This is a genomic window from Pedobacter sp., assembly GCF_035566355.1.
GTDB lineage: Bacteria > Bacteroidota > Bacteroidia > Sphingobacteriales > Sphingobacteriaceae > Pedobacter.
In genome coordinates this window covers 1-6,710 of the sequence record NZ_DATMRL010000447.1, presented here as the reverse complement: position 1 = coordinate 6,710, position 6,710 = coordinate 1, and the positions used below count along the sequence as shown (strand labels likewise).

The window sequence follows — 6,710 nt, the reverse complement described above, 5'->3', positions numbered from 1 at the left end:
AATCTCTTCTTCAGTGGTGAAGCGGCCCAATCCAAAACGGATAGATGAATGTGCCAGGTCATCAGAAAGTCCAAGATTCTTCAATACATAAGAAGGTTCCAAAGAAGCAGAAGTACAAGCTGATCCTGAAGAAACCGCAAGGTCTTTCATCGCCATCATTAATCCTTCGCCCTCTACATATTTAAAAGAGATATTGGCTACATGTGGTAAACGATATTGAGTGTTTCCGTTTACATAGCTTTCTTCCAGTTGTGTCAAAGCGCTTTCCAATTTATCTCTTAAAGCAGATAAACGTTTAGCTTCTTCGTCCATTTCCAGGCGGCACAACTCGCAAGCCTTACCTAAACCAACAATACCAGGTACATTTAGTGTTCCTGAACGCATTCCACGCTCATGGCCACCACCGTCCATTTGTGCAGTTACTTTAACCCTCGGGTTTTTACGGCGTACATATAATACACCAACACCTTTAGGTCCATACATTTTATGAGCCGAAAAAGCCATCAGATCAATACCGTCTGCGTTTACATCAACTGGTATTTTACCTACAGCTTGAGTAGCGTCACTCATGAATAATGCACCATATTTATGGGCGATTGCTGAAATTTCTTTGATAGGCTGTACCACACCAATTTCATTATTTCCATACATGATGGTCACTAAAATGGTTTGTTCGGTCATCGCAGCTTCAAGTTCCTGCAGGTCAATCAGACCATCAGATTTTACTTGAAGATAAGTCACTTTTGCGCCTAATTTTTCCAGGTGTTTACACGTGTCCAGAACGGCCTTATGTTCTGTCGTTGCAGTAATGATATGGTTACCCTTATCTTTATACATTTCAAATACACCTTTGATGCCAAGGTTATCGGCTTCTGTAGCACCTGATGTGAATATGATTTCTTTTTCAGTACAACCAATCAGTTTTCCAACTTGTTCACGTGCATAATCTACCGCTTCTTCGGCAACCCAGCCAAAAGCATGGTTACGACTTGCTGCATTACCGAATTTATTGGTAAAATAAGGCAGCATAGCCTCCAAAACCCTCGGATCCAGAGGTGTTGTTGCATTGTTATCTAGATAAATAGGAAGTTCCATTATATATTTAATTATTCTTAATTACATACAAAGATACAAAAAAAGATTGCCAACAATTATAAATAATAGCTATGAAGCTATAGTTAAAACCTGCATTTTTACATTTGTTTAACGTTTTGGAGATAAGAAACCGGGATGTGGGGTGCCTTTCTAAACCTGAAAGAAGAGATTTTTACAGGATAAGGAGCGGTAACATGGTACAATATTAAGGTGTATATAATATATTGATGAGGGCTTCATCAGCATAAAAATGGAAATATAGGATGAAAAAAATAGAGCATATTGGAATTGCGGTAAATGATCTTCAGCAAGCAAGTAACTTATATGAGCTTTTATTGGGCACGAGTTGCTATAAAACAGAAGAGGTTGCTTCAGAAGGTGTACGTACAGCCTTTTTTAAAACGGGTGAAAATAAAATTGAGTTGCTGGAAGCGACATTGCCAGATAGCCCTATTGCGAAGTTTATTGCGAAAAAAGGAGAAGGGATACATCATATTGCATTTGATGTGGAAGACATTGTGCTGGAGATGGCACGTTTGAAGGAAGCAGGTTTTACGTTATTGAATGAAGTGCCAAAGAAAGGTGCCGATCATAAGCTGGTGTGTTTTGTTCATCCAAAAGGAACAAATGGTGTTTTGGTAGAGCTTTGTCAGGAGATTAAATAGGTTATGGAAGAATTAAAATCGCTGTGCAAAATTGTGGGTACTGATTTTGAAATTGGGACGCCTTTGTCTGAAGAATCTTTAAGATTAGGCCTTGTTAGTGCTTTTTCTTACCTGATAGATCATGATCTATCTAAAATGATGACGATATTATATCGGGCAGATGTAAATGAGGAGAAGTTAAAAATACTGCTGGCAGAAAGTGCTGAAATGCCTGCTGCAGAGGTTATTGCGGGGGCTTATTTGAGCAGGCAGAAGGAGAAAATAGAAACCTGGAAAAAGTATAGCAGATAATTTTTATACAATTCTTGCTATTGAGAAATATAATTGAGATATTTGCATCCTTAAAAATAAGCGACACATAAGTTATAATATAATAATATGAAAAAAGATCTGCATCCATCAAACTATAGATTCGTAGTGTTTAAAGATATGTCTAACGAATACTCTTTCTTAACTAAATCTTGTGTAGATACTAAAGAGACTATCAAATGGGAAGATGGTAATGAATATCCTCTATACAAATTAGAGATTTCACACACTTCTCACCCTTTTTATACTGGTAAAATGAAACTGGTAGATACTGCCGGCCGTATCGATAAATTCAAAACCCGTTACGCTAAAAAGTAATTCTGCTTTTTTTATAAATTATTTTAAAGTCCCGATGCTGTTGCTTCGGGACTTTTTTTATTTTTGTTGCTTATGATAATCAATTTATTTGATGACGGCGCCTGGGAATCTTTGCGTCCGTTAACATTCACCAGGCCAGTTGCCGATCTGAGAATTGGTATTTTGACCATTGCAGAAAAATGGGCCAGACAGCTCAGCACAATTTCAGGTTTCTCCACTCAAACTTATCTTTCCGTCAAATTTCCCGAGCATCCGGAGGCCGGTTTATTTATAAATGGTTCTGTTTGCCCTGATGAGGGGCTTGTGGAGGCTATAATGGGCCTTGGAGAGGGTGAGGTGCTTAAAAAGGACGGAATCTTATTAGCCTATAGAGCAGTAGAAATAAAAAAACATGATGCCCAACTGGCAGGAAGCTTATCTGCAAGAACATATTCTGGGAATTTTATACGTATACAGTATCCTGAAGATATTTTCAGATTTAACGATGCAGAACTGAAGAAAGATTTCAATTTCCTTACCAAAGGAAGAACTTCGGGACAGCTGAGTGCTACAAACACACTTCTAGGAGATCAAATCTTTGTTGAAGAAGGTGCAACAGCAGAGTGTTCTACCTTTAACAGCCTTAATGGTCCAATATATTTGGGTCGTAACAGTCAGGTGTGGGAAGGAAGTCATATCCGTGGTTCTTTTGCTTTGGGAGAAGATTCTCAGGTAAAAATGGGAACTAAAATTTATGGTCAAACCACCATCGGACCGTTTTGCAGGGTAGGAGGAGAAATCAATAATGCTGTTATTTGGGGATATTCTTCTAAAGGACATGAGGGCTATCTTGGTAATTCAGTTTTGGGCCAATGGTGTAATATTGGTGCAGATACCAACAATTCTAATCTAAAGAATAATTATGCTGAAGTACGGTTGTGGGATTATTCTAAAGAGAGTTTTCGTAAAACCGGACTGCAATTTTGCGGCTTAATTATGGCGGACCATGCAAAATGCGGTATCAACACGATGTTTAATACGGGTACGGTTGCGGGGGTAAGTGCCAATATTTTTGGTGCGGGTTTTCCAAGGAATTTTATTCCTGATTTTGCCTGGGGCGGAGCACAGGGTTTTGACGTATATGCCATTCATAAAATGTTTGAGACCGCTGAAAAAGTATATGAAAGAAGGGATATAGAGTTTGATGAAACCGAAAAGGATATTTTAAAAGAGATATTTGAATTAACAAAAAGTTACAGACATTTTTAATAAAGCATTAATTAATGCTAGCTTAGGCACAATAACTATATATAAACACAATCAAGATGAGAAAAAAAATTGTAGCAGGGAACTGGAAGATGAATTTGGATTATGCTGAAGGCATATCTTTATTTTCTGAAATTGTAAATATGGTAAGAGATGAGCAAAAAGGAGAACAGCTGGCTGTGATCTGCGCACCTTTTATACATTTAAACAGTTTATCTAAACTTGGCGGTACTACCGTTAGGATTGGTGCTCAGAACTGCCACCAGAATGAAAGCGGTGCATTTACGGGAGAGATTTCAGCAAAAATGATTAAATCCGTTGGATGTGAATATGTAATTATTGGGCATTCAGAACGCAGACAGTATTTTGCTGAATCTGACGAATTGCTTGCGGCAAAAACATCAGCGGCATTGAAGAATAACCTGATTCCAATCTTCTGTATTGGGGAAACACTGGATGAGCGGAATAACGGAAGTTATTTTGACGTCATCAAAACGCAGTTAACGGGGGGTGTATTTGGCCTAAGTGCAGAAGATTTTTCTAAAGTGGTACTTGCTTATGAACCGGTTTGGGCCATTGGAACTGGACTAACAGCTACCTCTGAGCAAGCGCAGGAAGTACATGCTTATATCCGCAAGGAAATTGCTGCAAAATATGGAGAAGAGCTTGCTGAAAAGACAACTATATTATACGGTGGTAGCTGTAATCCTAAAAATGCTGCTGAATTATTTGCGCAGAAAGATATTGACGGTGGACTTATTGGTGGGGCGTCTTTAAAATCACGTGATTTTGTAGATATTGTTAAAACATTCAATTCTTAATGCAGTATATTCAGGTTACCTTCACTTTCTCCGGCATAGAGGAATATCAGAAAGATTTGTTGGTCAGTGAACTTGCAGAAGCCGGTTTTAATACTTTTGAAGATACCGAGAGCGGCTTTGCTGCGTTCATTGACTTTGATGACTATAATCAAAACAGGCTCTCAGAGGTGCTTTTGCAATTTGAAGACGAGTTTATTTACAATTATACCGTTACAGAGATAGCGGCACAGAACTGGAATGAGGAATGGGAGAAAAATTTTGAGCCTCTGATCATTAGTGATGAATGCTATATCAGGGCAACGTTTCATGAACCACAGCCGCAGTACCGTTATGAAATTGTTATAGACCCAAAAATGGCTTTTGGGACAGGGCATCATCAAACCACTACCATGATGATGCAATATATATTGGCTTCTGATCTGGAAGGAAAAAAAGTATTGGATATGGGATGTGGTACGGGAATACTGGCCATTTTAGCTTCAAAAAAAGGAGCTAATACACTTTTGGCTATTGATAACGATGAAGTTTGTTATCAGAGTACCTTGGAAAATGCTTCTTTAAATCACATAGGTAATCTGGAAGCGGCCTGTGGAGGTAAGGAAATTATTCCTGAAAGTACATTTGATGTTATTTTAGCTAATATTAACCGGAATATTTTGCTTGATCAGATAAATATTTATGCAGGTGTCCTTATATCGGGTGGAAGTATTTTCTTTAGCGGATTCTACGAGACTCCTGATCTGGATATGATTGAGCAAGAGTGTAAAAAATTTAATATCAGCTATAAGGACCATAAGAAAATGGGTGACTGGGTGGCTGCCCATTTTATAAAGGGTTGATTTATTTATAAAGAATTGTAAAGGATTATGCGTATTCATTTTATTGCAATAGGCGGTAGCGCAATGCACAACTTGGCCATTGCACTGCATAAGAAAGGTTTCCAGGTCACTGGCTCCGATGATGTGATCTTCGAACCATCAAGCAGCCGGTTGGCCAGATATGGAATTTTGCCCGAACACATGGGCTGGGATGAAGCTCATATCACAGCAGATCTGGATGCGGTTATTTTGGGTATGCACGCATTTGCGGATAATCCTGAATTATTGAAGGCAAAGGCCCTTGGGCTTAAAATATATTCTTATCCGGAATATATTTATGAGCAAACGAAAAATAAGTTAAGGGTAGTGATAGGAGGGAGCCATGGTAAAACAACCATTACTTCTATGATCTTGCATGTGTTGAATTATTACAAGCGAGATTTTGATTACCTGGTAGGTGCGCAGCTTGAAGGATTTGATACGATGGTGAAAGTGACCGAAGGCGCTCCTTTGATTGTTATTGAAGGAGACGAATACCTTGCTTCGACCATAGATAGACGGCCTAAGTTTCATTTATATAAGGCTAACATCGCTGTAATCAGCGGCATAGCGTGGGATCATATCAACGTATTTCCCACCTTTGAGGAATATATTCAACAGTTCGATTTATTCATTAATACCATTGAACCAAAAGGGAAATTAATTTTTTGTCAGAAAGATAAAATATTAAGCGACCTGGTCAGTAAGTCAGCAACTGATGCCGAGAAGATCGGATATGATATTCCCCCACACAAAGTTGTAGATGGAATAACTTATATTTTACCTGAGAATACACCTTTAAATGTATTTGGTGACCATAATTTGATGAATCTGAATGCTGCCCGGCTGGTATGTGAGCAACTTGGAATTTCTTCTGACGAGTTTTATCAGGCTATCTCTTCTTTTAAGGGGGCTGCCAGGCGTTTGGAATTGCTTCATAAGCAAAACAACACCAATGTTTATAAAGATTTTGCTCATTCACCCTCTAAGTTAAAAGCGACCATTGAGGCTGTAAAGTCTCAATTTGAGGGCAGGAATTTAGTGGCTTGTATAGAGTTGCATACATTCAGCAGCTTAAATAAGGCCTTTTTAGCGCAGTATGAGGGCACTATGGATGAGGCAGATCTGGCAATTGTTTACATAGACGAACAAACTTTTCGGCATAAAAAAATGGAACCTTTTACTAGCTTAGATGTTCAAACAGCATTTAAAAATAGTAATTTACAATTCTTTAATGATGCGATGACACTTAAATTGTATTTATCGAATATTAATTTTAAGAATACAAATTTACTTTTGATGAGCTCAGGCAATTTCGGAGGTATTGATTTGGTTAAACTGGCACGTGAGTTGAATACTTAAATTAATGCTCATTTAATACACACCTAATTTAAAAATAT

General features: G+C 38.2%; 8 protein-coding genes. 7 read left to right on the top strand and 1 reads right to left on the bottom strand.

Going from position 1 to position 6,710, the window contains the following annotated elements; all coding sequences use genetic code 11:
• Positions 1-1,095: IscS subfamily cysteine desulfurase (locus VNZ46_RS17190; protein WP_325561279.1), on the bottom strand; the 1,095-nt coding region annotated here is incomplete at its 3' end.
• A 263-nt stretch (positions 1,096-1,358) separates the two neighbouring features.
• On the opposite strand from VNZ46_RS17190, the gene mce reads away from it, so the two are divergent.
• The 7 genes from mce to VNZ46_RS17155 all read left to right on the top strand — a co-directional run bounded on the left by mce (position 1,359) and on the right by VNZ46_RS17155 (position 6,672).
• Positions 1,359-1,760: a methylmalonyl-CoA epimerase gene (mce, locus tag VNZ46_RS17185; RefSeq protein ID WP_133777313.1), complete on the top strand. Its 402-nt coding sequence runs from the start codon at positions 1,359-1,361 to the stop codon at positions 1,758-1,760.
• 3 nt (positions 1,761-1,763) lie between these two features.
• Complete coding sequence (locus VNZ46_RS17180) at positions 1,764-2,051, top strand: hypothetical protein (protein WP_325561278.1); 288 nt, start codon at positions 1,764-1,766, stop codon at positions 2,049-2,051.
• Between the two features lie 87 nt (positions 2,052-2,138).
• Positions 2,139-2,387 (top strand): type B 50S ribosomal protein L31, encoded by a 249-nt coding sequence (locus VNZ46_RS17175; RefSeq protein WP_084292318.1) that lies wholly within the window; start codon positions 2,139-2,141, stop codon positions 2,385-2,387.
• Positions 2,388-2,459: 72 nt separating this feature from the next.
• Positions 2,460-3,635 (top strand): putative sugar nucleotidyl transferase, encoded by a 1,176-nt coding sequence (locus VNZ46_RS17170; protein ID WP_325561277.1) that lies wholly within the window; start codon positions 2,460-2,462, stop codon positions 3,633-3,635.
• A gap of 56 nt (positions 3,636-3,691) precedes the next feature.
• The gene (gene tpiA, locus VNZ46_RS17165; RefSeq protein WP_325561276.1) at positions 3,692-4,453 is read left to right on the top strand and encodes a triose-phosphate isomerase; all 762 of its coding nucleotides are present in this window, start codon (positions 3,692-3,694) and stop codon (positions 4,451-4,453) included.
• Complete coding sequence (gene prmA, locus VNZ46_RS17160; RefSeq protein WP_325561275.1) at positions 4,453-5,292, top strand: 50S ribosomal protein L11 methyltransferase; 840 nt, start codon at positions 4,453-4,455, stop codon at positions 5,290-5,292. Before tpiA ends, prmA begins: the two co-directional genes overlap by 1 nt.
• Positions 5,293-5,319: 27 nt before the next feature.
• Positions 5,320-6,672: a UDP-N-acetylmuramate--L-alanine ligase gene (locus VNZ46_RS17155; protein WP_325561274.1), complete on the top strand. Its 1,353-nt coding sequence runs from the start codon at positions 5,320-5,322 to the stop codon at positions 6,670-6,672.
• The last annotated feature ends 38 nt before the right edge of the window (positions 6,673-6,710 follow it).